This is a genomic window from Mycobacterium sp. 852002-53434_SCH5985345 (assembly GCF_001667155.1).
Classification (GTDB): domain Bacteria; phylum Actinomycetota; class Actinomycetes; order Mycobacteriales; family Mycobacteriaceae; genus Mycobacterium.
The window spans coordinates 1-2,363 of the sequence record NZ_LZIE01000068.1; the positions used below are offsets into that span (position 1 = coordinate 1).

Below are 2,363 nucleotides of genomic sequence, written 5' to 3' on the forward strand. Positions count from 1 at the left end.
TCGGTCTGCAGGTACATGTCGTAACCGACGACCACCGATTCGAACAGGTGCCGGTTGGCGACCATGCCGGGGATCGACGTGAACGTCAGCGGCGCAACCAGGCCCGAATATCCGAGCTTCGCGGCGGCCGCGGCATCCCAGTGCGCGGGGTGATAGTCCTGCACCGCGCGGGCATACTCGCGCACCTTCTCAGCGGCGACCCGGTAGCTGTCGTCGACTCGGTAGTAGTGGCCGACGCGCGATTCGAGCGTTGCCTTCTCTGCTGCTGCGGTCATGAATTGCTCAACTTTTCTATCGACCGGTTAGCGGCGGCCGACCAAGGCACCCTAACGCGCCGACATCCAGCCGGTAACGCCGCTGTGGAGCACCGGCCACCTGCCGGCGCGTTATCCGGCCCCGTAACGTCTGCGACCATGACCGTTTATGCCCTGAACCTTTTCGATATCGCCGACGCCGACGAGTACCGCGCATACTCACGCCGGTCACCCGCCGAGGTGGCGAAGCACGGCGGTCGCGTCGTCGCGCTCGGGAGCTTCCAGCATGCGGTTGTCGGCGACATCGAGCCTCGGCAAGTGCTGATACTTGTGGAATGGGAATCGCGAGAGGCGTTCGACAGCTATTGCAACGACCCGGAAATCGCCGATCTGCATCCGCATCGCGAGAACGGATCATCGGGATACATTTGGCACCTATTCGACCGCCTCGACGACCTCAGGCCGATCCTGAACCGGTGATTCGCGGCTTATCAGCCGAAGCCGGGAACGCATCGAGGGGTCGGCACTACAGCTGATCCTTCGCGGGTGCACAGACAGTCCACCGGCCTTCTTCTTTGCGGAAGTACATCGTCTGCGATTCGTTGTCCTGGAACATGAGGTTTGCAGACGCCGCGTTGCCGCGCACCACGACAGCCCCGATCTTGAATTTTGGTTTGGCCGCGTTGGCCACCTCGCCTCCCGGGTCTGCTGCGGAATCCAGATACGGCTCGGCTTCCTCGCGGCACATGAGGCCGGCGATTTCTTGCGGATTACCCTTGCTGACCGATTCGGAGAAAGCGTTGATCAACGCCTTGATCTTGGTGGGGTCGCTGTTGTGGTAGTGGTGGTACGCCGCGATGGTCGCAATGCCGCCGCCGACGGCGATCACGATGACCGCCAGCGCGGCATACAACCAGCCTTTTCTACGCCGACGCGGCGGCCCAGGCTGGGGTGGCCCCCACCAGCCGCCCGCGGGCGGGGCCCACGGCCCGGGGAGCGGTGGGGGCGCCCCATATACCGGTTGCGGTAGGGGTGGCGGCCCATAGGGCGGCTGCGGCGGCCAGGGTGCTCCGCCGTGCGGGTTACCGTGATAGGGCGTTGTCATATTGGGGCTCAGGCGATTTCATCGAATTGGGCGGTCATCGTCTCATCAAGCAGTGTGCCGAAATCCTCTGGATCCTCGGGCACCCCGCCGTAGACGGTGACGGCCTGCCCCGGGGGAAGGTCAGGTGAGAGGCACACGTGTGAGTCCGCGGTGGTGGCCAGGAGCAGCAGGCGCGTGGGGTCTACCGCGTCTCGCGGCCAGTTGGATTCCGGTAGTCCATCTGGGCACCCCAGGTATTCGGCGTAGGTCTGCAGGTGCCGAGGTTGAATGGGGCCGTTGGACATCCAGTCGGGACCGACGAAGCCGGCGTGCGCCTCGCGGTAGAAGCGGCGCACGGCATCGGGGATCGCTTCGGCGAACCGCAATTCGGTGGTCTTGCACAGCGCTGGGTCCCAGCCGATCCAACAGACGACGTGCCGCCGGCCGGCATCGTAATGCTCGACGGCGTAGACCAGGACCGCTTCCCCCATGACGTGGCCGAGTCGGACGTCAGCGAGTTCGGTCTTGAATGCGTGGGCGAAGGTGGGCACCAGTTCCAGGAAGTCGCTGTTCCACAGCGACATTGCGGCCGCACACCGGGCTTCCGCCGCATCGGATTGCGCGATGGGCCGCCAGCGTTCGGGCACATCCGCGGTGCGTCCGATTTCGGCGAGGATGACCGGCTCGGCGTGCGCGACACTTCCGAGAATGGTTTCGATTTCCGCAATTTCCACTGTCATCGGCTGGGCGGGAGTGTCGTGAGCAACTGGTTGATCAGGTCTTGCAACGTCGCGCGGGTGTCATTCTCCAGTTGTATCTGCTCCTGGACCCACTTGGGGTCGGCGTCACCGATCCTGGCGATGCTGTCCGAATTCTTCATGCCATTGGCATAGGCCGACAGCCACTGCAAATTTCGTGGTGAGTTGGCCACCACGTACATGTATTCGGCGGGCAGGTTGAGGAAGCCGGGCACGTACATCAGCTGAGCGATCGGAACAATATGGTCCACGACAACCGCAGGCCGC

At 63.9% G+C, this 2,363-nt stretch carries 5 protein-coding genes; 1 reads left to right on the plus strand and 4 read right to left on the minus strand.

Annotated features, from left to right (window positions below):
- The coding region (locus A5756_RS17045) for a MaoC family dehydratase N-terminal domain-containing protein (RefSeq protein WP_197505790.1) at nucleotides 1-275 on the minus strand (275 nt) is incomplete at its 3' end.
- A 138-nt stretch (nucleotides 276-413) separates the two neighbouring features.
- Between A5756_RS17045 and A5756_RS17050 the strand changes: the two genes are divergently transcribed.
- Nucleotides 414-734, plus strand: a complete 321-nt coding sequence (locus tag A5756_RS17050; protein ID WP_066954738.1) for a DUF1330 domain-containing protein — start codon at nucleotides 414-416, stop codon at nucleotides 732-734.
- A gap of 46 nt (nucleotides 735-780) precedes the next feature.
- On the opposite strand, the gene A5756_RS17055 is transcribed toward A5756_RS17050, so the two are convergent.
- From A5756_RS17055 to A5756_RS17065, 3 genes are all read right to left on the minus strand, one after another.
- A complete protein-coding gene (locus tag A5756_RS17055; protein WP_066954742.1) occupies nucleotides 781-1,167 on the minus strand; it encodes a hypothetical protein in 387 nt (128 codons plus the stop codon).
- A 200-nt stretch (nucleotides 1,168-1,367) separates the two neighbouring features.
- Nucleotides 1,368-2,078, minus strand: coding sequence for a hypothetical protein (locus A5756_RS17060; RefSeq protein ID WP_156659593.1), 711 nt, complete (start codon nucleotides 2,076-2,078; stop codon nucleotides 1,368-1,370).
- A partial coding sequence (locus A5756_RS17065; RefSeq protein WP_232005356.1) for a hypothetical protein occupies nucleotides 2,075-2,363 on the minus strand: 289 nt, incomplete at its 5' end. The genes A5756_RS17060 and A5756_RS17065, both read right to left, overlap by 4 nt.